Here is a 22,510-nt window from a genome sequence, read left to right as displayed (position 1 = left end):
TACGATAGGGGTGGGGGGCTGCCGGTGGCGGGTCGGTCCCTGTTGCCCACGGTGGTACTTACGGGATGGGATTCATTGTTCTACAGTGCGAAATACCCCAAAAAAATAATCTGTTCGCGAAATTCGCCGGTGCGTGGGGCATGGTGGCGGCCGCTGCGCTGCGCCGACACGCGCCGGGACTGTTGCGACGCACACCCACAACCCAACGTCGGACTCTTTCTATGGAGGGCAAAGGCATGGCGGTTTATTTCAAGAATCTTGTCACGTTGTCGTACTTGGGCCGGGTCGTGGTTTTTGGAAACAGGAACACGACGGATGAGAGCTCCAAGGAGATCTTTTTCAACGTCCTGGACCTTCAGACCACCTCTGAAAACGACGCCTTTGACTGGACCGGCTTCAAGCCCGTCGTGTTCACCAAACAGCTTCGACCCGCCGGTATGAGTCTGATCACCCTGGACGAATCCGAGTCCCTGTCCATTTCGCCTGCCGAGGCCCCTTTTCGCGTGGTCTCCGACGAGAAGTACATCTCCATTTTTCGCCAGTCCACCTACGGCACCCTTTACGTGAACCGGTTTACCCTGGTGAGCAGCCCGTCGCGGCGGGACCCCGACGTCACGGAGTTCTCCCTCCAGCCCGCATGGGAGGTGCGTTTTGAAAAGAGCGGCAAGGAGGATGTGCCCGCCAACGAAAAAGACATCCAGGCGTATCTGGACCCCGAGGGCAAGCCCTTCCTTGAGCCCACCATCGAGCTGAGCATGGTGACGGACATGACCGCAGGGGAGTTTGACGTCTCTCTGTTGCCCGTGATGAACTCGGATCGGTTCTGCTGGCAGTTCACCGTCCTCAACAACACCTCCAAAAAAATCGACCTTTACAACATTCCCGCCGATGGAAACAACCTCTTTGACCTCACCGGGAAAACCGTGGGCACCGACAACAAGCTGCACCCGGACAAGAGCTTTTCGGTGAAGGTGACAAACGGGTCGGATGTCTCCTTTGATGTGACAGGCGCTCCGGCCGCCTCTTTTTACACCAAGCAGGAGAAGGTGGTGGGCCCCGAAGGGGAGACCTCTTCCGTTAAGCGCTCCGGCCGGTTCATGATGGCCTTTGCAGGGACCCACGGTGGCACGGTCTCCACGGCCCTGGTGGATTTCTTGCCGGTGTCGGCGGCCGGGACCCTGGCCGATATCCCGGACGAGCTGACGGCCTCCCTCATCAGCGAAGCCAACTACACCCTTGCTTTCAGCGACATTGCACGGGTTGGGCTTGCTTCTCCTTCGCCCAACCCCCTGGAGATCAGGGGGGCGTTTCAGTTCAACACCTGGATCTACCCCAAGGCTGCCACCGCGGGAAAGCAGTTTATCATCGGGAGCATCGACGACAGTGCCGAGGCATCCTCCGCCCCCTACCTCGCCCTGGTGGACGGGGCCCGGCTGGAGGTGGGATTCGGTGACGGCACGAAGCGCATCTCCTGCCAGACCCTTCAGCCCCTGGTGTCGGTCAACAACTGGTTCCATGTGGAGGTGACCTACAGTGGCAAGGGGGCCAACCCCTTTACCCTGACGATTAACAGCAGCGGGGCTCCCTTAAGCGATGTCACCGCCGATGCCGAGCCCTCGGGCACGGCCCTTTCATCCATCGGCGCCCAGGGAAGCGGCTTTGTGGGGCTCATCGACAGGACTGTCGTTTCCGTGGGCGGAAGCGAGGTCTGCTCCTTTGAGTTCAACGAGGTCGACTACGGGCAGTCGCCGCCGGTGACGCCCAACAGCACCTCGGGGTCCACGGTGAAAGGCGAGGTGTACGGTGCCACCCTGGAACCATCCAACAGCCCGCTGGGCACGAACACCACCGGGGAGCTGGTCATCGACAAGGACAACCTGAGCATCTACGCCGGGGTGGCGGATTTTCTGACCCCGGCATCGTCTCCCTATCTCATGGAGGGCTCAGACGGCCTGGTACACCTCTACTATGCCGACCACGACACCGATGAGTTTGCCGTGGCGCACTACGCCCTGGACACCTCACGGGCCTCCTTTTACGCCAACTGGGCCGCGGACGCCGCCCATGACAGCCAAGAGGGCCTGGTCACCTTCATGGCCGTGCGGCCGGGCTCCTACGTGAACAGCGCCACGATTTCTGTTGCCAACTCCTTTTCCACGGCACACTGCGATGTCACCATGACCCATACCGTGTCGGGTACCACCGAGACCTGGAAAGGGGTCCCGAGGTCCCTGGACCGCCTGGTGGCGGTCTTTGCAGGGGATGCCTCGGGGTCGCCCAACGACAGCACCTTAAGCTCCGGGGCCACGGTGTTTTTTGATTACGCGGGCCTTTATCCCGGCGTCTGGGCTCCTTCGGACAATGCGAGTTCCCCGGAGCACTTTGTCTTTATGACCCGTTTTGAAAGCGGGCTGCCCTTAGGCTCGGTGGAGATCCTCGACAACGCCTCGGCTGTCCCGGGCACGGTGAACGTTAACCTCACCATCAACCCCAATCACTGGGCCGCAAACCCCTCGGGGAGCCAGTCCATCACCCAGGCCTGGACCGCAGTGCCCGTGGGGGCCAGGCAGTTCGTGGACGTGATGAACGGCAGCGCCTCCTCCTACGACTACAGCGATGCCGGTTTTTCCAACTGCGACGTCAAGTACCTGGATGCCAGCCTGAGCCTGAGGGCCGAAGCCTCGAACCTTTTGACCGTGTTTGTCCAGAAGAGCCACATTAGCGATTTTGCGGTGCAAATCGCCGGGACAGGCCAGGCCGACTGCGACATGACCGTCACGGCCGGTGGGGCAAGCTATGCGTTTCCAGGGATCAGCCGGGACCAAAACGAGATGGCGCTCCTGCTCAACGGCCAGGGCGAGGCAGGCCACTATCCCGACGGGTACCTGGCCAACGTGGCACCCTGGGTCATGGCCGTCACCGACGGGCTACTGGCCCACGTGTCCAATCAGGACAGCAAGGCCCCCACCGAGAACATCCTTGCCGGGGCCATGCTCTTTGCCCAGTTTTTCACCGGAAACATCGACTCCGAATCCCGGGTCGTCCCCCTCACCCAGACCACTGCCACCATCCAGCAGCAGGGCAAGAGCCAGAAAGGCTCAGATGTAACGGTGCTCTCCGAGGGCTCCGGGCTTTTTGCCGCCGTGGCCGACACCACGCCCACCAACGGCGCCGTGGCCGTGGTGAAAAACACCGCCCAGGCCCCGGCCCTTACCCAGGGGACCGACGGCGGCTGGATCAAAGAGCCCAACCGCTTTGCCCTGGAGGTCAACAAAACAACCTCGTCCCCCAATTACGTCTCCTTTGATGTCTCCAGGGGGCATATGCCCAGCGAGGTGCTGGCCATTGACGGCGATGTCACCCTGGAGGCCTGGGGACGCCCGGTTCCCCCCACGGGCGGTGAGACCATTTCAAAGCTGCTGAGCTACCATGTGCACGGCAACGTGGACAACCCGGACAAGGATTTTCAGTACATGATGGGGTACGAGAACTGGTATGTGCCGAGTTTTCGGGCCAGCACCACGGTCTACTCCTCCATCATCCTCAACGAGGGCACGCCCAACGACATCACCCTCCACGGTTTTGTCCGCATCGATTCGTCGGCCCGGGACGACGGCGACCTCTTCGGCATGACCACCAACCAGCTTGTGAAAGAGTACCTGCGGGTTTATTCGGATACCTCCGGCAGCCTGAGCGTCTCCTTTGCCGGGACAAAAAGAATCTCCGGGTCGGCCCCCACCGACACATGGACGGCCGTGGGCATGACCCTGCGTACCGTCAGCGACACCGAGGTGGAGATCATCCTCTATGTGGACGGGAAGAACCAGGGCTCGGCCACGGTGACCCAGAACTTCACGGATTCCCTGGGCACGCTTTACGGAGGCGGGTACCTGGACACCGGCATGCAGATGAAGATCAACCAGCTCGCCCTCTGGCCCCGGGCCCTGGATCCCATCTCCATGGAGCGCCTGGCCGAAAGCGGGGTCTCCCAGGTGGTGAACCCGCCCCTGGTCTGCCTGAACTTAAACGACGGCCTGGACACCATGGTGGCCAGCAACTCCAGTTACCTGGGTTCCGAATACAACGGCACCTATCAGAATCTGGACAACTCCTCCTGGAGCCAGGACGGGGGGCTCTTCATGAGCCCCTTTGCGGCCAACGATCAGGAGGCCCTGGTGGCAAAGGACACCGGCAGCAAGGCCTGGACCCATTCGGCCTTTGTCTTCCGTCAGGGCTTCTGCCTTGAGATGATCGACGAAAACTACGTGGATTGCGGCGGCGATCCCAGCCTCAAAATTGTTGAAAAAGGGGCCATGGAAGCCTGGGTGAAACCGGCTGAAGAGGCGGGGATCTACCGGATCATCGCCTCCAAGAACGGAAGCTACACCCTGGGGCTTTACCCTGACGGCACCGCCTTTTTCGAGCTCTCCATTGAGTCGGGGGATGCCGCCCACACCCTCACCGTCAAGGCCTCTTCAGCCATCGCGGGCGGGCAGACCGGTTACCTGACGGCCACCGCCGAGATTCGGAGCATCGATCAGGAGTACGTGGACGGTCAGCCGGCCAAACCCCAGAAATACGGGGTCTACCTTGATCTCTACGTGGACGGCACCCTGTCCGGCTCCTTTAAAAAAGAGGACTTTGACAAGCCGGTCCAGACCAGGGAGTCCGATGAGCACCTCTACCTGTGCGGTTCCCCCAAGCTTAACCAGATCTACCACGGCAAGATCGGCGAGGTGCGGTTCTGGAACCGGGTGCTGGAGGCCGATGAAATCCGTCAGGCCTTTCTTACCCACCGCCCGCCCGTTAACTCCGACGGCCTGATCTCCTACTGGCGTTTCTCCGAGATGAAGGGGCAGACGGCCTTTGACAGCAAGGACGTCAACAACGCCACCATCACCAGCGGGGAGCTGTGGCAGCTCTTCCCGGAGATCGCCACCACCGTCTTTTACGTGGACGGGGGCGAGTCCAACGTGGAACACGTGCCCGTGGCGGATCTGGGCGGCTACGGCGACCAGGGCACCTTCACCCTGGGGACCTCCCTGGTGAGCAATGCGTCCCGGTATCCCCTCAAGGGGGGCATGGACGAGGTGAGGATCTGGAAAGCCCAGCTTACAGGGGAGCAGATTTCGGACAACATGAACCGCACCCTCTCCGGCGCGGAGACGAACCTTGCCGCCTACTGGCGCTTTGACAGCGGATCGGGCCTGGAGGTGGGGGACCGGACGGGCCGTGGCAACACCGGCACCTTTGTTCCGGCAGACGTTGCCACAGGCCCTGCCTGGATTGCCTCGGACGCTCCCATCAGCAATGAGGCGCCCGTGGTCTACAATGCCCTGAACGGCATCAAGACCCTGGCCCTGGCCCGCATCACGGGGCAGCCCTCGGTGATTGAGTACAGCGATCTCCAGGTCAACGCCTACGGCGATGTGTTCAGCGTCATGAAACGGGCCTATATCTATGAGGACAAAGGAAGCGGCCAGCAGGTGCTCTACACCGGGTTCAAGGTGGGGGATCTGGACACCATCTACATCGGCCAGGTGCAGACCAAGCCCTCGGTCATCGGATTCATCGAAGGAGCGCCCCCGCTGCCCAGCGAGAACCAGACCTTCCCGTATTGGAACTATCCCGCCTCGGACAACAGCAACTATGCCGGAGCCACCTCCGTGGACATGACCGAGGCCAGCGAGGTGGAGTACAGCTTTTCCGCATCCCAAAACGACGGCTCCCGTCTGACCTTCGGAAGCAAGCTGGGCATCATCAGCGAAGGGGATGTGAAGAGTTCGGTGGGCCTGGGCGTGGAGGCGGAGACCACTTTGTTCGAATACGGGATCTCCGGGGGCGGCAAGCACAGTTTTGAACTGGCCAACTCCACGATCCAGGAGAGTTCCCTGAAGAACCGGACCTCCATCAGCAAGATCAGCGCCTTCCGGCCCGGGGGATCCTGGGAAAGCATCTCCGATATGGTCAACGATGCCGTGGGGCTCCGGTTTATCACGGACAACGCCGGGGTGGCCATCGTCAAGTCCGGCACGGCGGATCTCTACATGCTGGCCATCAAGGGGACGCGGACCCCTGTGCGGTACAGCGTGGTGCCCAACGAAGACATCCCCGAGGACATGAACCTCATCCCCTTTCCCATCAACAACCGCTACATCAAGCAGGGCACCCTGGACGGCAAGATCGGCCTGGAAAACGACCCGGACTACCCGGACGCCAACCTGGTCCGGGGGAGTTATTTTAAGCCAGTGGAGGCGTATTCCCTCAAGCGCAAGATCGAGCGCAAGGAAAAGGAGCTGGAGGGCTACTACGAGCAGTTTGCAACGGACGGCGGCATGACCATCGAGGACTTTACGGCCAAGATCAAGGACAACCCGGCCTTTGACTGGTCCCGCAAGATCTCCAACCGCAATATCGTCAACACCTACGTCTGGTCCTCCAGCGGGGCCACCTACGCCGAGCAGACCTCGGTGATGGACACCTATTCGGAGACCTTCTCCGGGGTGGAGCTGGTGGACAACGGGGGCGGGCTTTTTGTGGAGACCAAGATCAACAAGCCCATCGGTCCCCTGGCCGAGTTTGACCTGATGTTCAGCGTCAGCCTTGAAAAGACGGCCACCAAGGCCAAGGAGGCGTCCCAATCCTTTGACCTGAGCTGCTCGGCCAACGCGGAGAGCACCCTGGTGGCTCCCATCGTGAGCGAGCAGGGCGGCAACCCCCACCTCGACGGCATGACCACCGAGCTGGCACCGGGCAAGGTGGACGGCTACCGGTACCTTGCCTTCTACCTCACGCCGTCCGAGGAAAATTTCCAGACCCTCTTTTCGACGGTGATGGATCCCAACTGGCTCCACAACAGCGTGGATGCCAATGCCGTGGCCCTGAGGCAGGCGTCGGTGGCCGAAAACGGCTGCTGGCGCATTTTGTACCGGGTGACCTTTGTGAGCCGGATCCCGGCGAAATTCCAGCCCGTGAAGTCCGAGACCCAGCCTCCCAACATCGATCCCCCGGCCAACCTGGATTTCAACGTGTGGCTGACGCAGATCGTGGAAAAGCTCGTGGACACGGACACGCCCACCCCCGAAGAGATCGGCAGCGCCGTGGCCCGGACCCTGGGCACGGACTCTTCGAATGTCGGTGTGCTGGGGACTGTTTTGCCCTGGTGGACGGCGTTTCTTACCGCTGCAGAGACCTACGGCTCCAAGGAGTACAAGGCCTTGCTCACCCTGAGGGAGGACCTGTTGCGCTACATGATCGAGAAGTACGAAGCAGACCAATTGTGATGTGGGGCTTACCCCACCAACAGACAACCAAGGAGGCGTCAAAATGGCAGACTCAACATGGGATGGCTTGCTCCTGAGAACCTCATTGTCCGACGACGGGAGCCTGCCCAGGAAAGTGACCTCAAGCTCTCCGGACGTGATCTGCTCGGGTTCCGTTCCCCCGGAGAATCCCGATCAGTACGTGGACCCGGCCAATTACAGCAACGGGTACTCCAATAAGATTTTTAACAACGTGAGCAACTACTTCTACATCCGGGCAAAGAACATCAGCAGCACAGCCCAGGAGAAGTTCCTGCACGCCTACTGGGCCCAGAGCAACCTGATCCTGTTGCCGTCCATCTGGAAGGACAACTACATGCGCACCTCGTCCAACGCGGACGGGGTAAAGGTCAAGGCGGAGAACAAGGGCGATATCGTGGCCAACACCGAAGACGCTTTTCGTTGGGAACCCACCACGCCGGACCCCGATACCCACTATTGCATCGTGGCCCAGGCGTCGGACTCCATCGACCCCTCTGAGGGCGTTCCGGAGGATAACTTCGAGAGCGCCGCGGCCTGGTCCGACTGGCTGGCCCAGAGGGGAAACTGGGCCTGGCGAAATACGGTCTACGTGGCTTCAGACAGCCCGGACCTCACCCAGACCACAGGCCACAAGATCCAGATCCCCGGAGACCCCGTGGATCCTCCGCACCTGTACAACCTGTACATCAAGTGCACCAACGTGCCTGTGGGGTGGTCCTTCCAGTTTACCAGCGGCACGGTCATCGAGTTGCCTCCGGGGTACGACAACCCCGTGGACACCCTCACAAAACCCAAAGCCGATGTGACCAACCCCAACGACAACATCGGGGGGCACTGGTACCTGCCCGCCCAGTTCATGACCAATATTTCCGTGAGCGTGTGGTTCAACGGCATCCCCCCCAACTCCGACACCAAGTGGCAGCTGAAGATCAACGAGGTTACCGACGACGACACCCTGAGCCTCTACACAACGGCCCTGCCCATCATGATGCATGACGAGCCCCACCCCAAGGTCCTGGAGTGGCTGGCCCACAACGAGCTTCACGCCACGTCCCGGGACATTCCCATCGGCAAGGAGGTGGAGTGCGGCAACATCAACTTTGACCTGATTTAACGACAGGCACGGCCATGGGCATGCCATGACTCTTTCGACCCTATAACACGCAAAGGAGAAGGCCATGAATACCATAGACGCAACCATCAGGTTCAAGGGGATCGATGTGGTCGCCGGGGCCACGGGAAGTTTCTTCAGTCTGGCCGGTAAGCAGACGGCAAGCTACGCAGCCGTGACATCGGTTGCCCCGGATGAAAACGGGGATGTGGCCATTGATATCGCAGCGCAGGTCAGTGACGCCCCGGATTTTCAGGCCCACTACGCCTACAGCCAGCTCTCGGCTCCGGAAAACCTGGTTTTCAAGGTTGTGTTCAGCGGGGAGTACCCCATGGACGGGGAGTTCCAGATCGCGAGCAGCAATTTCGACGGATTCAACGTCAACCGGGGGCCCGTGGAGAACAAGGAACTCAACGCCAGCACCACGGCGACCTTTGACACGGATCTGGATTTTTGTATCTGGCTCGGGGACCTGCCCATCTCGGGCACGGCAAGCGTCTCCCTTAAGTTCTACAAAATCGTGAGCGACCCCAGCGGCATTGACAAGCAGGTCAAGATCGCCGAGAGCGTCCTGACGTTGAACAACAAGACATGATGCCCTCCCTCGGGGCCGGTTGTTTACGGCTCTGTGCATAAAAAACACCTCTTCGGGCATGGGCCCGGGGAGGTGTTTTTTTGTTTAGTCCGTCCGGGGGAATGAAAGGGGCATGGGCCGTGTTGACTCGACCAGGGAGATGGCCCCGACGGGGCAGGTGGTGACGCAGAGGCCGCAGCCTGTGCAGGCATCGGGATGAAATACCACCTGATCGTTCTCAAAAATACGGGCTCCGAACACGCATCGGTCCACACACTCCCCGCAGTGAACGCAATCGTTCATCTGCGTGACAGCTATATAGTCTGAGTGGGCGATGAGTTCCTTTCGCCCGGAGTCGCGAATGATCTGCAGCTCATGGCAGCAACACGGGCAGCAGCTGCACAGGGCATACAGCGCATGGTCCGGCCTGTACAGGGCCAGGTGAACGAGGCCGCATCGGTTGGCGTGTTTCAGGATTTCCTTGGCTTCAGAAAACTCAACACGGCGGGCTTCCCCTTTTTCAATGCATGCCTCGGCCATTTCGTCGAAGAGCAGGCAGACCTCAAGGGGGTTGTTACACCGTTTGTATCGGACCCTGCATTCGCACGCCTGAACCGCTACGACTCTTGCCGTGCGCACGATCTCCGTTACCTGCTCTGTGGGGAGCACCCACTGTTTTTCCTGAACCGATTCGGAGACGGGAATCACCCGTGATGAATGAGAGATCCTGCGTGCCTTGAGCCATTTGTCATAGGTTGCGAGGCGTTTCGAGAGATAAGAGTCCATGGGCTCTGCTCCCCATCAGGGTTAAAGCCCGGTGAGCATCAAGGCCCCCAGGGCTGTGAGCGCCGTGCCGGAGACGGCGGTAAGGATTCCCGGGAGGCGTCTGGGCCGTGCTGAGGTGGTCTTCAGTCCGGCGTTTTTTCCTGCCACCACGAGGATCACGGCGGCGGAGATGGTAGCGGCCATGCCCAGGGTGATACCAAAGGCCATGAGGATGCCCAGGTGGGTGAGGTGAAGGCCCATGGCAAGGAGCATGACCGTGACGACACCTGGGCAGGGGACCATGCCGAAGGCAACAGCGGCCAGAAGGCCTCCGGTTTTTGGGGCACATTCCTGGTGGGGCTTGGGCCGTGCCGCTTCGTAGATGCCGGAGAGCAGGAGAAAGAGCCCCAGGAGGATGACAAGGGTAAAGCTCACCTGGCTGGTGAGCCGGGTGGCGTCTTTGAGGCCGGTGGTCATACGGATTTCAAGGAACCCTTTGATGCACAGCACGGTGAGGATCCCGGAGAGGCCGTGGCTGAAGGCGACGATGTTGCCGAAGAGGACCCCGTCTTTGGCCTTGCGGTTCCCGTGGAGCATGTAGGCGGTGGCAACAGCCTTTCCGTGGCCCGGACCGGCTGCGTGAACCGCACCGTAGAGGATGGCAAGTCCCAAAAGCGGTGCCAGGGCAAAGAGGTCCGGGGCGGCGGCAAAGGATTTCAGGGTGGCGGCCATCTCGTTTCTCATCTGGAACTGGATGAGGATGAGCTTGTGCATGAGGCGTGCCCCAAGGCCCGGCGCAGTATCCGGGGGGCCGAAGGCGTGGGCGGCAAGGGGGCTTAAAAGAACCCAGGTGAAGAGGGCAGAGGCTGCAGAGCGGATGTGTGGGGTCATGGGTGTTACTCCTTACCGGAGATGGAAACAACGGCTTCAATAGGGTGAAGCATGCCGAAGTAGTATGATTCTTCGGTGTTCTCCCTCAAGGTGAACCCCATGCCCTGGGGCACATCCCCGGAGAAGGAGAGGGGGGCGTCTTCTGAGAGAAAGAGGGCCGAGTAGTTGGTGGGGTCGTACTGGCTGAGCCGCAAAGGCTCTCCCTTTTCAGGCTGCGGGGAAATGGGGATTGAAAAGCGATACACCACGATGCCGTCCTGGGCCTCGCAGTTGAAAGAGGCAATGGTGACGGCGTGATTTTTGGTTCCGCTGTGGGTGATGAAGGTGAAGTAGTGTTGCTCGGAGAGGTAATCAAAGGCCTCGGATTTAAGCGTGTTCAGCTCTTTGGGGGAGAAGATCCCGTCGCCGTTGGTGTCGTAGTCTTCCAGAATCATCGCTGAAAAGCCGTCGTCAAACGCCCAGTCTACATCCAGGCGAACCGGTTGCTTTGCCTCGAAGCAAAGGGTCATCCGGCTGGTGATAAAAACATGGGGGTGAGCCCCCGGAAAGGACAACGGGGCAAGGGTAAAGATAAGGGCCAGGGCAAATACTAAGGGAATGCGCATGAAGACGGTTCCTGCGTGTTAAAGGTTACTTCGAATCGTTTCGGTTCTATATAAAGTGGGTGGAACAGGGAGCGCAAGGGAAAAAGGGCGGTGGGCCGAGTTCGTCGATCCCGGGTTTTTCGCCGGAGACTTTCGCCGCCAGCATTGGTGGTTAACGGACCTTGCCGTGAGCCGTCCCCTGGGGACGGCTGCTTTCGTTGGAAAACAAAGGGTGATACTTGCCGGTAACGTGCATATTGTCCTGTGTTTGTCGAAATTTATCTTTGGTCCGTGTGCTGCTTTTCTCCTTGACAAATCAACGGTGGGGTCATTATAACTTCATTTACTCAGGTGATGAAATAGATTGCCTGGTACGATACACGCCCTGCGGATGAGATGTTTCCCGCATGCATCAGGGGTGGGCTCCCGATGTCATATCTTAACGCTGCATAAATATAGATTGATACAACCTAAAAATTTGTTTGACGTTCAGGTTCCCCGGTCTCGTGATGTCCCGAGACCCGGGCTAAGAGGGAATCCCGTGAAAATCGGGAACGGTCCCGCCGCTGTAACTCCTGCAAACCTTTCAACGCGTTGTGCCACTGGGTCAAACCGGGAAGGCCGTTGAAAGGGGGGGAAGTCAGAAGACCTGCCTGGATGTATCGGCACGGAAAGGAATGATCCATGATCGTTCCGAAGGCCTCGAGGAAGGTCTTGTGCAGAGTGTGAGTCTGTGGTGAGGATGAAAACGGTTCCCCATATCGATGCATGCATCGGTATGGGGTTTTTTTATGGGCTTTTTTGAAGCAGGTAGCACGATGAATGAACGAGAGTTGTTGAAACGGCACCTGCCCTTCGGCAGGCTTTCTCCTGAGGCCCTCGATCGCGTGGTCTCGGCGTTTCAGTCCTATCGGTTCGCCGAGAAGGAGAAACTGGTTGTGCAGGATGAAGTGGCGACCTGGGTTGGCTTTGTGGTGTCCGGGAGCATTGAGCTTCGCATCAAGCGGTTTACCGGAGGGGATCTCTCCTTCGGCTCCCTTCGGCGCGGGGATTTTTTCGGGCTGATGTCCTTTGAACCCAAGGGGATGTCCATTTCCAGCGCCGTGGGTGCCATTCCCGGGGTTGTGCTCATGGCCAGGCGCGAGGCCTTTCATCAGATGCTGGAGACGTTTCCGGCATTGAAAACCTATTTTTATAAGATGTCCCTGGATAGGGTCTGGACCGCCTACCAGAGCCTGTACCAGGGAAAAGCCGCCGAAGGCCCCGGTCCGTCCATGCCGGGGTGCGCCGCCCTGGAGGTCCAAAAATCCATCGATTTCATCGACCGGAATTTTATGAATCCCATCACCCTGGAGGAGGCCGCCAAGGCCAACGGCATGAGCAAGTTTCATTTTTCGCGGATTTTTAAGGACAAGACAGGCATGTCCTTTAAAGAGTACCTCAACATGCGGCGAATCCACGTGGCGAAAAAACTGTTCATGGCGGACAACCTCAACGTGTCGGAGGCCTGCTACCAGGTGGGCTTCAACGATCAATCCTATTTTTGCAGGGTCTTTCGCAAACTCGAAGGCTATACCCCGTCGGAGTTCAAAAAAATATGCACCGGGCAGTTTCCTGCCCGGAAACGGGGGGAATCCCATGCCAAGGTGGTGTCGGGGTGAATGCCGTGAAGGGACTGACTTGAATGATAAGGGCAAGTAAGAGGTCTCGGTTGGCCCGGAGACTTCAGGCGTGCTTATGTCGATGGCATATGGAAGGCTGCTATGTCTTGACCATGGTGCATAAATGCACCCTACGGGCCGTGGGTTTTACCATTGGCTGGGATTAATGGATCTTATCGTCGGATAGCTCAAGGCGGCCGTGCATGAGAAGGGCCGCACTGCAGGGGGGGCCGAAGGTGCCGTTGATATAGTTCTTTTCTGATGAGAATATGCCAGAAGTGTGCCCTCTGAACAGAATTTGCCCTGTGCAATGATATTCAAAAAGTTTTCATGGGTGGCAACTCCATTCCAACTTGTGTCAACGTACTTAACAGAAAAGTTTTTTTCTGTTCGGAACACAACCCCTTTATACCCATCAAGAAAAATGCGGCTGAAACTGCCGCATTCAGGCGATCCGATATCTTTTCTACAATATATGTATGCGCTGTCATGGCCGTTTCCTCCCATGGTGAAATCAAGGGCATTTCCCCTTGCGTCAAAGTGAATTTTAAGCTCAGAGGCAACAGTAAAATTATAGGCATCGTAATCGTTGTCGCTACACGTTGCGAAAAGAAACAAAGTCGCCTCATCATCAGCGTTTTCAGCACTGAAATAGTATATTTGGCCATTATGGTCTCCACGATGGAGGCCGAATACATAATCAGTTTTATTATCAAGCCCATGGCGGTAGAGGGTATTGCCGTGTTCGACAGGTATTTCTGACTTACAATCATAATCTCCGTCAATTTCAGGCCATTGATCTACGGTGTACACGATGCCGTTGGCTCTAAAATAGTCCCAGTCAATGGGGCGAACATCCAGAACTGGTCGTGCTCCCTGGAGCCCTGAGCGGCAGTTGACGATTTTTCTTCCTGCGGTGACGAGGGTGTTACCGGTTATCTCCACCGGCCTGATGAATGCAACATCTCCGTTTGCATGAACGCTCCCATGTTTCTGAATATAAGCTGATTTCTGCAAAATTGTCTTGGCTTCGAATGTCCGATATTTGGTTCTCCCCGTGGGCCAGGATACCGAAACGCCGCCGAAACGCCACGGAAGCCACGTGGACGTCGACATTTTTTTTCTTTTCCAATTCCCCCATAAGAAGGGCTTCTCTGACAGTCAGGGACACTTTGACAGCGTTGACGTACTCGTCGGCGGGAAAATCGGGGTCTCCTTCGGCTGCAAATTCTTTGTAGACGAGAAAATCATCGTAGGCGTCGTTCTCATCGTAGTATCCCCGTGTGATCTCCACCTCGTAATTTTGCGGGAAGTCCTCATCAACGTCAGGATCCTCCACGGCTTCTTTTCCCGGATACAGATTCTGGACAAGGACCTTGCGGGCACGGGCTTCGGGGTCTCCGTCACAGAGGTGAAGGGCCCCTGCCATGGCGGCGGCGTCCACGCAGTTCTGGAGGGTTCGTCTTTCGCTGAAGAGATAGCCGGATTCGATGACCAGGGCGAGCATCATCAACAGGGCCGTCATGAAAAAGGCCACCACAAGGACGATGGAGCCTTGCTCGTGTTTTTTGGGGGGGCTTGTCGTGATTGCTTTTTTTGCCATATGCACGGGTCTCTCAAACAAACGTCGGCCTTGCCCGGATATTTCACGAGTCGAGTGCACCCATGTTCAAGGCATCAGAGCTGCAGATGTAGTGGTTTACCTCAAAGCTCTGAAAACGCAGAAGATGGGTGCTCTCGGCTCGCCCGAAGGGTGAGAATAGATAGGCGAACGTCGATTTACATTTTGCATTTTCAAAATAGCCGACATTTTTATTATATCCATCAGAAATCATGACATTTTACATTTGGATGGTTGTTTTCTCATGAAATATCCGGACTTGATGCTCGTTTGGGCGATGGGTGTATTGGCATCACCCTACGAAAACCCTTGTCCCTTGGAGCGCCGCACTCCTGTGCGGCACGGGTAACGACGGACTAAAAAGCCGCGCCGGAGTGCGGCACTCCGTTTCGGTGGATTTTTCGTAACCATTCAGCCTATCCCGGATATTTCACGAGTGCTATGCCTCCGGCACCCCTGCCGGAGGCTTTTTATCTCTCATCAACCATGGGATTTGTGAGATATCAATCGGCCATGATATCGGCGTCGCTGTCTTTGGTGTCGGAGTCTGAGTCGATCTCTTTCATTGGGTGCTCGTACTTGTTTTTGTAGATGGCGTTTGCCAGGGGCCCGGGCATGGTGGTGACGGGGGCGCGATTGATCGGTGCGTCGGGGTTCATGACCTGGGCGTGAAAGGCTTTGGTAAAGGATTCGCCGAACTCAGGGGCGATGTGCTTCGGGGCTGAGCAACCTGCGAGAAGGATGGCCACAAAGGAGAGGGGAACGGCAAACGCTTTGGAAAAGGGGATCATGGTTCAGGGTGCTCCTTTGGTTGCTGCGATGTTTTTCTGGGCGGCGGACAGGGTGGGGTCCATGGCAAGGGCCTGTTCGAAAAAGCCGGCTGCCTGCTCTGTATTGTGCGCTAGGGCGTGGATGGCGCCCATGTTGTTCAGGGCCTCGGCAGGTTTCATGAGTTTGCTCAGCGGGCGCCATGGCTTCGGCCTCCCGGCCTGCCACGCCCAGGCAGATGGCGAGGTTGTGCCGGGCCAGGAAAAAGGTGTCGTCAAGGGCGATGGCCCGGGTGAAGCAGTCCTGGGCCAGGTCGAGGTTTCCTGCGCACAGGTGGGAGAAGCCCATGTTGTTGTAAACATCGGGGCGCGCCGGGTTGATTTCAATGGCTTTCCGGTAATGGGCCTGGGCCGCCACGGGGTTGCCGGTGAGGTCCAGGGTCATGGCCAGGCCGTTGTGTGCCGGAGCGTAGTCCGGCTCCCGGGTGAGGGCTTTGCCGAAACAGGTTTTTGCCTTGTCGTAGTCCTTTTTCTCCCGGTGGCAGCAGCCCATGAGGTGGTATATTTCAGCTTCTTCGCCCCTCATCGCCAGGGATTTCTCCAGTTGGACCAGGGCAATGTCGTGATACCCCTTGTTGATCATGTCCTTTGCCAGGGCGAGGTGGTTGGGTTCGGGGCGCTTTTGTGTCATGGCCGGGGACAGTCCCCGTGCCATGGCGTCGTCGGGCGAGAAGGCGGGGGGCGTCTTCCCGGCGCAGCCGACAAGCAAAAGGCAGCCGACAAACAAGAGACAGTTGATACGTAGATTTGTGAAGGATGTCGCTGTGGTGTGCCCCGAGGAACGAGGGGCAGATCGCAGCGGGAATACGCTTTCAAGGCGGCTCACCTTGCCGCCGGAGGCATCGTTTTCTGTCTGGCTAAAATCCATGCTTGAACCTTTCGATGAGGTTGATGATGGCCGGGCCGAGGATGATGATCATCAGGGCGGGCATGATGAGGCCCACAAGGGGAAAGGTGAGCTTTGCGGCGACCTTGCCTCCTTTCTCCTCGGCCAGCTGTTTTCGCTGTTTTCTCATGGACGAGATGGTTGTGCGCAGGGCGTCGGCAATGTCCGTGCCGAATCGTGCGGACTGGTTCAGAACGGTCACCACGCTGCCAAGGGATGAGGAGCCGTTTCGTGCTGCAAGGTGTGAGAGGGCTTGGGCCCGGGGCAACCCGCTTCGTGTTTCGACAAGGTAGAGCTCAAACTCCTTGGCGAGGGTGGGAGTGATGGAGGCAAACTCGCCGCTGATGCGGGCAATGGCCATGTCAAAGCCCAGGCCGGAGTCGATGCAGATGATCAGAAGGTCCAGGGCGTCGGGAAGTTCCCGGAAGATGGCTTTTTTCCGCTTTTTTATTTTCCAGGCCAGGGCCCAGGCCGGTGCCTGGTAGCCCATGCCTGCGGGAAGAAAGGCCAAAAGGGGCGAGCCGCCGCTGCCAAGGGCCCAGAACAGGGCCAGCACCCCGAAACATCCGGCAAGTCCTGCCCGGAGTCCGAAGAAGATGGCCACGGCCGAGGAGTCTCTGTATCCTGCGTGGCTGAGACGGACCCGCAGGGCAGAGAGGGTCTCCTCATCATCCGGCGTGGTGAAGCGGCCCAGGGGGTAAGTGAGTTTGAACCAGAGCCTCTCCTCCAGAGTTTTTTCCTTGTGCCTGGGGCCGCGTTTTTTTCCGTTGAAACGTCGGTTGAGCCGCATGCGGAGATAGGCCTCCTCCAGCCTGATGTAGAGAATCATCAGAAGGACGGTGACGCATAAAAACGTGATGACTGCCAGGATGGAAGGGGTCACAGCGTATGGCTCCGTATGTGTCGTGAGGTATGGACAAAAAAAGCAATGCCTCCGGCGGCGAGGTGAGCCACCTCGAAAGCATATTGCCCTTGCGCTTTGTCCCTCGTTCCTCGGGCCAAAGCGCAAGGGCCTTCGGCTCGGGCTGCGCCCGATATGGACGCTGATGCTTCATGCGGATTGGATCGCAAGCTTCGACGTTACAAGATACGTTGTCACCACTTGCCCAGTGTTGATTTAACTGCATTGCCTTCTATGGTTAAAGTAGCCAGGAAAAACCTGCCTCCGGCGGCCAGGGGATGGTCCCCAGGACCCCAGGTTGCGAAAGCCCTCTCCCTTCGTTCCTCAGGGGCAGAGCTTCCGCGAAGGATTCTGCGAAATTGAGCAAAACCTGTTTGTCAAACTTTTCAAAAGTTTGGCCCCCGGCAGGGCCGCCGGAGGCATCTTCGCCCTCAGACGTCGAGTTTTGTCATGGCGCGCATGACGATAAACCCCATGATCTCAAAAAGGACCGCTGCCACGAGCAGGTGCTGCCCCGTGGGGTGCGTCACAAGGGTCCGGATGTAACCGGGGTTGAGCAGCCATGTGACGAGCCCGAAGACCGGGGGCAAGAGGCCGATGACCAGGGCGCTGAGGCGTCCCTCGCTTGAATGGGCCTTGATCTGCCGCTCCAGCTGAAACCGTTCCCGGATGGTGGTGGACAGGCCGGAGAGGATGGCCGCCAGGTTTCCGCCGGTTTCGCGCTGGAGGATAAAGGCGGCGCAGAAAATCCGTATATCCGGCACATCGGCAAAGCGCTCTTCAAGGTGGTTGATGGCCTGTTTGAAGGGAAGGCCCATGGCGATCTCTTCGTAAATGAGGGTGACCTCCTGCCCCAGGGGATCCGGAAAGCTCCTGCCGGCTTCTTTGAGGGCTCCGTCCACACTGTGCCCCACCTTGAGGGAGCGCACGATCATGTCCAGAGCGTCGGGAAGCTGTTCCACGAGGCGCCGTTCTCTTTGTCTCTTTTTCCAGATGACCACCCCAAAGGGCAGGGCCATCCCTGTGCCTGCAAGGAGTGTGGCCACCGCGAGCTGTCGAGTGATCAGAAGGAGGGGCAAAAACAGGAGGGCACCGGCTCCTGCGGCCCACAACACAAATCGTTCCGGGGAGGTTGTGACGCCTGCGGTCACAAGGATCGACTCCAGCCTGGACAGGTCAAAAAGGGCGGAAACCAGCTCTTCTGCGGCAATTTTCCGGGGGTTGTTTTTCAAGGCCGGGGCGTGGGGTGCCGAGGGTGAGGTTTCCTTTTTAAGGGCGCGGATGAGTGTGCGGGTTTTCCCGCGCTTGCGGTCTGTTTTGAAAAAGTGGAACGCCAGGGCAAAGAGGCCCGCATCCACAAGGAGCACCGGAATCCAAAGGCTCATGGTGACACCTCCAGGGACGTGGAGAAGGCCTCTGGATCCAGGCGGATGCCGAAGCTTCGGATGTGGTCGGCATACCGGGGTGTGTGGCCTTCACCTTTGAAGATTCCACGTATGGCGCCCCGGTCATCCATGCTTTGCTGCTCAAAGGAGAACAGGGGCCGGGTGATGACGGTGTCCCCTTCCATGCCCATGACCTCTGAGATGGAGGTGATGCGCCTTTTGCCGTCGGCAAGGCGTGCCAGCTGAACGATGATGTGAATGGCCTGGGAGATGAGGCGCCTGATGGAGACTTCGGAGAAAAAAGCGTGGCTCATGCCGGCCATGATCTCCATGCGTGAGATGGCATCGGATGGCGAGTTGGCGTGGATGGTGCTCATGGAACCTGGGTGGCCCGTGTTCATGGCCTGGAGCATGTCCATGACCTCGGCCCCCCTTGTCTCCCCCACGATGATGCGGTCCGGGCGCATACGCAGGCTGTTTTTGACGAGGTCGGTGAGGGTAATCTCGCCTTTGCCTTCGATGTTGGCGGGCCGGGATTCCAGGCTCAGGGTGTGGTGCTGGTTAAGCCTGAGTTCTGCGCTGTCCTCGATGGTGACGATGCGTTCATGGTCCGGGATGTGGGCGGAGAGCACGTTGAGCAGGGTGGTTTTCCCCGCGCCGGTGCCCCCGGAGATGAGGATGTTGAGCTTGGCGTGGACGGCAGCTCGGAGAAAGGCCATCATCTCCTTTGTGAAGGTCTGGTTGGCGAGCATCATGGCCTCGGACACAGGCACGGCCCCGAACTTTCGGATGGAGAGAAGGGGCCCGCTCAACGAAAGGGGCGGGATGATGACGTTGACCCGGGAGCCGTCGGGCATGCGCGCATCCACCATGGGAGAGGCCTCGTCAATGCGTCTCCCCACGGCCGAGACGATCTTGTCGATGACCTGCATGAGGTGGTCGTTGTCTCGAAAGGTGATGGGGGTCAGGTGCAGCATGCCCTCTTTTTCCACGTAGACCTTGTCGTGGCCGTTCACCAGGATGTCCTGGACGGTCTGGTCGTTGACCAGGGTGTCGATGGGGCCGAAGCCCATGATCTCGTCCATGATGTCCGAGATGAGGATGGTTCGTTCCCGGGCGTTCAGGGGGACCTTGTCCGAGGCGGTGATGTCCAGGAGCGCGGTTTTTACCGACGCGGCCAGGGCTTCTTTGGGGAGGTCGGTGAGGGTGTGCAGGTCCAGCCGTTCCACGAGTTTCTGGTGGACGCCGGACTTGAGGGCATAGAACGCTTCTGAGGTCATGGCGTTGGATGCCGTTGCGTTCAGGCCGTCGGCTGTGCCCTGTCGGATTCGGTCCCTTAAGGTCATGATGCGGCTCCTGCACGGGTCGGTCGCAGGTGGGCCGCGGGCCTGAAGCGAAAGGGCCAGGGCCTTTTTTCCCGTGGGCGGGACGGATCCTTACCCCCAAGGACCCGGTGAACAAGACTCTCCACATCGCGGCAGATGTTGGCGTGGGGCTGCATGGCGTGCAGGGTTTTGCCTGCCATTAGGGCCTCGTTGCAGACTTTTCGATTGTGGGCAACGGTTCCGCAGACGGGAAAGCCAAAGATTTCTTCCATGTGATCGGAAGAGATGTCGTGCCTTGTGCTGTACCTGCTGGCCACCACGTGGAGGTTCTCTTCATCGAAGAAGAGGTCCTGCAAAAGCCGGAGGGTTTTGGTTGTGGCCTTGATGGCCGGGATCTCCTGGCTGCTCACCAGCATCAGGTGGTCGGTCTGCTTGAGGGCGCCGATGGTTTTACCCGAAAAATCATGGGGCAGGTCCACGATGACATGGTCGAAATAGTGGGTGAGCAGGTTCAGCATGCTGTCGATATCCGAGTCACTCAGGCTCTCGGCGTCGCCGATCTCCTTGGTGTTGCTCAGGACGTAGAACCCGCTTTCATGCCTGGGGATGGAGGAAAAGAGCAGGTTGGCGTCCATTCTCTCCAGGTTGTCCAGAAGGTCGAAGGGGGAGAAATGGGACGGGAGGTCCATGAACCCTGCGGTGTTGCCGCAATAGAGGTCCAGGTCCAGAAGAAGGACTCCGGCATCCGTGGTCCTGGCCAGGTGATCGGCCGTGGCCAGTGAGAGGGTGGTGGTACCCTGGCCGCCCCTGGCGCTGAAAAACAAAGACACCAGACCGGCCCGGACTGTTTGCCTGTGCGGGCAAGGGCCGACAGGATGGCCGGCAGCAGGGTGTCCCGTTCTTGAAATCGCCTCACGAGAAAATCGGTGACGCCTGTGCGAAGGCCCTGCCTGATCAGGTCCGGGTCTTTGGTGTCTGCGATGAGAAAGGTGACGAGGTTCGGGAATTCGTCGATGACCTCGGTAAGTTCCGGGTGGCCTGCGCCATGGGGCCCATGGGCGAACACAAAAAGCACATCCGGGTTTACTGCGTGAACCAATGCAGTGAGGGCGGTTTCCCCGCGGGATACCTCAACCTGGATCAGGGGGTGGAGATCGGCTGCAAAGGTTTTTTCCGCACCGTGTCCGTTGCCAATGATCAATCCTTGGAGTTTGTGTGCCATTTCTTACCTTGCAAACCCTACATCCCCCACAAACACAGGGGAAGGCGGGCGTGAGACATGGGTGTTGTTGGTGTCTCCCTCTTCATGGGAGGGCCTGGTGGCGGTGGTGCCGTAGGAGAGCCGGTTGAGCATGAAAAAATCCATGTCGCTGATGCTGTCATGCATGGTCTCCCCGGGCAGGGTGGGCCGTTCGTCTGGATTTAATGGCCTTACCAGCCTGGGGGTGACCATCACCACCAGCTCGGTCTCTTCCTTGGAGTACTCCTTGCTGGTAAAGATCCCGCCGATGACGGGGATGTCTCCCAGTACCGGTACTTTTTTGACGCTTCGGGAGCTCTCTTCCTTGAGGAGGCCGGCCATGGCAAAACTCTGGCCGTCTCGCAGGGTAAGGGTGGCCGAGCCCTTGCGGGTTTTGACCCCGGGGACAAACACGCCTCCGGATTTGAGAAGCCGGTAATCCAGGGAGCTGATTTCCGGTTTGATTACCAGGGAGATGACCTCGCTGTCGATGATGGTGGGGGTGAAGTTGAGCTTGACCCCCACCTCCTTGAACTGGATAGAGATCTGTCCGGACTCTCCGGCCACGGGCACGGGAAACTCTCCGCCCACCACAAAATTGGCTGTCTGGCCCGAGGTGGTGACAAGGGTAGGCGTGGCAAGCAGGCGCATGAGCTCCTGGCCCTTTAAGATACTCAGGATGGCCGAGGCATTTCCTTTTTCATTGGTGACGGCGATCTGAAAAGCTGAGGCAAAGGGGGAGGTGATGTTGGATGCCGACGCGGAGATTTGTGAACCGGTGTTGGTTCGGGCCATGTTGGCCGAGGCCGACCCGTTTCGAGCGCCTGATCCCCAGGGACTGGTTTACGAGAAACCCCAGCCCCATGCGTTTGAGGCCGGTGCGGGAGACCTCGGCGATGGTCACCTCCAGCTGCACCTGCTGGGCGCAGCGGAGTTCGATGAGGTTGGTGATCTTGAGTACATGGGCGGAGACCACGGTGAGGACCCTGTCGAGTTCCTGCTGGCTCTCCACGGACCCGGAGAGGGTGACGCCGTCCTGGCTTCGGGTGACGCGCACCCTGGCATGGGGCACAAAGGCCTTGAGCTGGGACCGGATAAAATCGATTTTTTTATCCGAAAGATAGACGGACACCTCGTAGACGTCGGCCCGGCTCTCTTCGCCCTGTCCGTACCAGAGGACAAGGTTCGTGGACCCGGGCTTCTGGGCGATGATGAGTACCTGGCGCGGGGTGACGAGCTTGACATCGGCAATGGCCGGGTTGGCGACGGAGATGCTGGTGACCTTTTTGTCCGTCAATTTAACGAAGGACTTGTTGGCTTCGATGAGGATCCGGCATCCTGAGTCGGCAAAATCCTGGCACGATGAGGCTGCGCAGGGACGGACACAAAACAGGAAGACAAGGGCGTGAAACAGAAACAGAGAATATTTCAAATC

18 protein-coding genes and 1 riboswitch are annotated in these 22,510 nt (G+C 58.6%); of the genes, 5 read left to right on the top strand and 13 right to left on the bottom strand.

The features are described from left to right. The first annotated feature begins 236 nt into the window (after positions 1-236). From ACOYW1_RS17425 to ACOYW1_RS17415, 3 genes are all read left to right on the top strand, one after another. Entirely contained in the window at positions 237-7,283 is a 7,047-nt protein-coding gene (locus tag ACOYW1_RS17425; RefSeq protein ID WP_482419045.1) for a LamG-like jellyroll fold domain-containing protein, read from the top strand. Between the two features lie 43 nt (positions 7,284-7,326). Continuing rightward, positions 7,327-8,418 carry a hypothetical protein gene (locus ACOYW1_RS17420; RefSeq protein ID WP_482419044.1) on the top strand — a complete coding sequence of 364 codons (1,092 nt, stop codon included), beginning with the start codon at positions 7,327-7,329 and terminating at the stop codon, positions 8,416-8,418. A gap of 64 nt (positions 8,419-8,482) precedes the next feature. Further along, positions 8,483-9,010 carry a hypothetical protein gene (locus ACOYW1_RS17415; RefSeq protein WP_482415532.1) on the top strand — a complete coding sequence of 176 codons (528 nt, stop codon included), beginning with the start codon at positions 8,483-8,485 and terminating at the stop codon, positions 9,008-9,010. A gap of 84 nt (positions 9,011-9,094) precedes the next feature. On the opposite strand, the gene ACOYW1_RS17410 is transcribed toward ACOYW1_RS17415, so the two are convergent. The 3 genes from ACOYW1_RS17410 to ACOYW1_RS17400 are packed head-to-tail and all read right to left on the bottom strand — an operon-like array spanning position 9,095 to position 11,250. After that, positions 9,095-9,775, bottom strand: coding sequence for a 4Fe-4S binding protein (locus ACOYW1_RS17410; RefSeq protein ID WP_482419043.1), 681 nt, complete (start codon positions 9,773-9,775; stop codon positions 9,095-9,097). Between the two features lie 21 nt (positions 9,776-9,796). After that, entirely contained in the window at positions 9,797-10,645 is an 849-nt protein-coding gene (locus ACOYW1_RS17405; protein WP_482419042.1) for a HoxN/HupN/NixA family nickel/cobalt transporter, read from the bottom strand. A 5-nt stretch (positions 10,646-10,650) separates the two neighbouring features. Then, the gene (locus ACOYW1_RS17400) at positions 10,651-11,250 is read right to left on the bottom strand and encodes a DUF1007 family protein (RefSeq protein WP_482419041.1); all 600 of its coding nucleotides are present in this window, start codon (positions 11,248-11,250) and stop codon (positions 10,651-10,653) included. Between the two features lie 453 nt (positions 11,251-11,703). Next, positions 11,704-11,900, top strand: a riboswitch (cobalamin riboswitch). 147 nt (positions 11,901-12,047) lie between these two features. On the opposite strand from ACOYW1_RS17400, the gene ACOYW1_RS17395 reads away from it, so the two are divergent. After that, positions 12,048-12,890, top strand: coding sequence for a helix-turn-helix domain-containing protein (locus ACOYW1_RS17395; RefSeq protein WP_482419040.1), 843 nt, complete (start codon positions 12,048-12,050; stop codon positions 12,888-12,890). 147 nt (positions 12,891-13,037) lie between these two features. Here ACOYW1_RS17395 and ACOYW1_RS17390 read toward each other — a convergent pair whose 3' ends face one another. The 8 genes from ACOYW1_RS17390 to ACOYW1_RS17355 all read right to left on the bottom strand — a co-directional run bounded on the left by ACOYW1_RS17390 (position 13,038) and on the right by ACOYW1_RS17355 (position 20,665). After that, entirely contained in the window at positions 13,038-13,907 is an 870-nt protein-coding gene (locus ACOYW1_RS17390; RefSeq protein WP_482419039.1) for a hypothetical protein, read from the bottom strand. Beyond that, positions 13,819-14,493, bottom strand: coding sequence for a pilus assembly protein TadG-related protein (locus ACOYW1_RS17385; RefSeq protein WP_482419038.1), 675 nt, complete (start codon positions 14,491-14,493; stop codon positions 13,819-13,821). The genes ACOYW1_RS17390 and ACOYW1_RS17385 overlap by 89 nt, the downstream gene beginning before the upstream one ends. A gap of 521 nt (positions 14,494-15,014) precedes the next feature. Next, positions 15,015-15,302, bottom strand: a complete 288-nt coding sequence (locus ACOYW1_RS17380) for a hypothetical protein (protein ID WP_482419037.1) — start codon at positions 15,300-15,302, stop codon at positions 15,015-15,017. Further along, positions 15,211-15,993: a tetratricopeptide repeat protein gene (locus tag ACOYW1_RS17375; protein ID WP_482419036.1), complete on the bottom strand. Its 783-nt coding sequence runs from the start codon at positions 15,991-15,993 to the stop codon at positions 15,211-15,213. Before ACOYW1_RS17375 ends, ACOYW1_RS17380 begins: the two co-directional genes overlap by 92 nt. Positions 15,994-16,195: 202 nt before the next feature. After that, a complete protein-coding gene (locus ACOYW1_RS17370; protein WP_482419035.1) occupies positions 16,196-17,107 on the bottom strand; it encodes a type II secretion system F family protein in 912 nt (303 codons plus the stop codon). 449 nt (positions 17,108-17,556) lie between these two features. Next, positions 17,557-18,510, bottom strand: coding sequence for a type II secretion system F family protein (locus ACOYW1_RS17365; RefSeq protein ID WP_482419034.1), 954 nt, complete (start codon positions 18,508-18,510; stop codon positions 17,557-17,559). After that, complete coding sequence (locus ACOYW1_RS17360; protein ID WP_482419033.1) at positions 18,507-19,856, bottom strand: TadA family conjugal transfer-associated ATPase; 1,350 nt, start codon at positions 19,854-19,856, stop codon at positions 18,507-18,509. Before ACOYW1_RS17360 ends, ACOYW1_RS17365 begins: the two co-directional genes overlap by 4 nt. Then, positions 19,853-20,665, bottom strand: a complete 813-nt coding sequence (locus ACOYW1_RS17355) for a CpaE/TadZ family protein (RefSeq protein ID WP_482419032.1) — start codon at positions 20,663-20,665, stop codon at positions 19,853-19,855. The genes ACOYW1_RS17360 and ACOYW1_RS17355 overlap by 4 nt, the downstream gene beginning before the upstream one ends. Positions 20,666-20,736: 71 nt before the next feature. On the opposite strand from ACOYW1_RS17355, the gene ACOYW1_RS17350 reads away from it, so the two are divergent. After that, a complete protein-coding gene (locus ACOYW1_RS17350) occupies positions 20,737-21,111 on the top strand; it encodes a hypothetical protein (protein WP_482419031.1) in 375 nt (124 codons plus the stop codon). On the opposite strand, the gene ACOYW1_RS17345 is transcribed toward ACOYW1_RS17350, so the two are convergent. Together ACOYW1_RS17345 and ACOYW1_RS17340 are read right to left on the bottom strand one after the other, a co-directional pair. Further along, a complete protein-coding gene (locus ACOYW1_RS17345; protein WP_482419030.1) occupies positions 21,061-21,870 on the bottom strand; it encodes a type II and III secretion system protein family protein in 810 nt (269 codons plus the stop codon). The genes ACOYW1_RS17350 and ACOYW1_RS17345 overlap by 51 nt on opposite strands. Next, entirely contained in the window at positions 21,776-22,507 is a 732-nt protein-coding gene (locus ACOYW1_RS17340) for a pilus assembly protein N-terminal domain-containing protein (RefSeq protein WP_482419029.1), read from the bottom strand. Before ACOYW1_RS17340 ends, ACOYW1_RS17345 begins: the two co-directional genes overlap by 95 nt. Between the last annotated feature and the right edge of the window lie 3 nt (positions 22,508-22,510).

It is taken from the genome of Desulfoluna sp. CYM3A, from assembly GCF_056829965.1.
This window is presented reverse-complemented; position numbering and strand designations above follow the sequence as displayed.

Bases quoted from the DNA above. Each gene is read 5' to 3' on its own strand.
- ACOYW1_RS17425 (WP_482419045.1), top strand. From the start codon at position 237: ATGGCGGTTTATTTCAAGAATCTTGTCACGTTGTCGTACTTGGGCCGG.
- ACOYW1_RS17420 (WP_482419044.1), top strand. From the start codon at position 7,327: ATGGCAGACTCAACATGGGATGGCTTGCTCCTGAGAACCTCATTGTCC.
- ACOYW1_RS17415 (WP_482415532.1), top strand. From the start codon at position 8,483: ATGAATACCATAGACGCAACCATCAGGTTCAAGGGGATCGATGTGGTC.
- ACOYW1_RS17410 (WP_482419043.1), bottom strand. From the start codon at position 9,775: ATGGACTCTTATCTCTCGAAACGCCTCGCAACCTATGACAAATGGCTC.
- ACOYW1_RS17405 (WP_482419042.1), bottom strand. From the start codon at position 10,645: ATGACCCCACACATCCGCTCTGCAGCCTCTGCCCTCTTCACCTGGGTT.
- ACOYW1_RS17400 (WP_482419041.1), bottom strand. From the start codon at position 11,250: ATGCGCATTCCCTTAGTATTTGCCCTGGCCCTTATCTTTACCCTTGCC.
- ACOYW1_RS17395 (WP_482419040.1), top strand. From the start codon at position 12,048: ATGAATGAACGAGAGTTGTTGAAACGGCACCTGCCCTTCGGCAGGCTT.
- ACOYW1_RS17385 (WP_482419038.1), bottom strand. From the start codon at position 14,493: ATGGCAAAAAAAGCAATCACGACAAGCCCCCCCAAAAAACACGAGCAA.
- ACOYW1_RS17380 (WP_482419037.1), bottom strand. From the start codon at position 15,302: ATGATCCCCTTTTCCAAAGCGTTTGCCGTTCCCCTCTCCTTTGTGGCC.
- ACOYW1_RS17375 (WP_482419036.1), bottom strand. From the start codon at position 15,993: ATGGCACGGGGACTGTCCCCGGCCATGACACAAAAGCGCCCCGAACCC.
- ACOYW1_RS17365 (WP_482419034.1), bottom strand. From the start codon at position 18,510: ATGAGCCTTTGGATTCCGGTGCTCCTTGTGGATGCGGGCCTCTTTGCC.
- ACOYW1_RS17360 (WP_482419033.1), bottom strand. From the start codon at position 19,856: ATGACCTTAAGGGACCGAATCCGACAGGGCACAGCCGACGGCCTGAAC.
- ACOYW1_RS17345 (WP_482419030.1), bottom strand. From the start codon at position 21,870: ATGGCCCGAACCAACACCGGTTCACAAATCTCCGCGTCGGCATCCAAC.